Annotated in this window: 2 protein-coding genes; both read right to left on the bottom strand. The window is 72.0% G+C overall.

The window, feature by feature from the left end; all coding sequences use genetic code 11:
- The coding region (locus tag IEZ00_RS36595) for a site-specific integrase (protein ID WP_506347065.1) at positions 1–462 on the bottom strand (462 nt) is incomplete at its 3' end.
- A 478-nt stretch (positions 463–940) separates the two neighbouring features.
- On the bottom strand, positions 941–1,163 hold a 223-nt coding region (locus IEZ00_RS36590), incomplete at its 5' end, for a hypothetical protein (RefSeq protein WP_229795607.1).

Here is a 1,163-nt window from a genome sequence, read left to right as displayed (position 1 = left end):
CGCCACCAGCCCCAACGCCAGCACCAGCACATCCCGCTCCGGCCACGGGTCACGCCCACCCCGCACCCCCTCCGCCGCGGCCTCCAACAACCGCTCCGGCGTGTCCTCACCCCGCAACGGCTTCGGCACCAGCGGAGGCGTCTTCGGCCGCGCCACCGCACCCATCGGATTGCCCGGCACCAAGTCCTCCGCCACGCAGAAGGTCAAGAACTGGTTCCACGTCGACCACGCCCGCAACACCGAACTCTTCGCGTGCGTGTCCGCGAACAACCCGAACGCCGCCCGCAGGTTCGCCCCCGTCAGGTCCTCCACCCGCAACTCCGCCACCGCGCACCCCAGCACCTGCGCCAACAGCGAAGTCACCCCCGCCAGGTCACGCCGGTACGCCGCAGTCGTGTGAGGGGAGTCCTTCCGCGGCCTGCGCGCGAGGAAGAACGCATCCTGAGCAGCCAGAACATCCACCTGATCTTCCTACCGCACCGCACCGACAACTTCCCGTCCACGCGGAGCAGGGGAGGGGGGCACCCGGCCGGGCGGAGCAGGGGAGGGGGGCACCCGGCCGGGCGGAGCAGGGGAGGGGAGCACCCGGCCGGGCGGGCCGGCGGAGGACAACCGGGCGAGCGCCTTCCTGCGGCCAGTCCATCGACGACGCGGGAGAGGGCGACGTGGAAGGAGGAGCCGGGGTGGACCTCCTGCGGAACAGGGGGAGGGCAGCCTCTGGGCGGCGAGGGGGTGGACACGCCCGCATCGCAGCACAGCGGCCCCTGTTTGATGGATAATGGCGATTATCCATCAAACAAGGATCTGGGCCGGGTGCCGGGCGACCGCTCCCGGCGGGGGACGCCCCACGGCGGCCGTCGTCCTCAGGCTGTCCGGAGGCTGCCCCTGCCGTGTCGCGCTCTGCTCGTCGCAGCGGAATGTGGCCGCTCGTGGAACACGGTCACTCGTCATCGGGCGACTCGATGAGCAAGGCGAGTCCGGGGTCCTGGGCAACCTGGGCGCGCAGGTGCCTGGGCGGCTTCGCGTCGCAGGTGCTCCGGCGGGCCATCACCGGACCGCGCTGCCGCTGATACGTCACAGTGACGTTTCGGCGTGGTGTGTCCGGCTGGCCGTCGAGCGTGCCCGTGGAGCCCTCGGGCGGCCGTGTGGTCTCGGTCGTCCGC

This window comes from Saccharothrix coeruleofusca (assembly GCF_014648515.1).
GTDB classification, from domain to species: Bacteria; Actinomycetota; Actinomycetes; order Mycobacteriales; family Pseudonocardiaceae; genus Actinosynnema; species Actinosynnema coeruleofuscum.
This window is presented reverse-complemented; position numbering and strand designations above follow the sequence as displayed.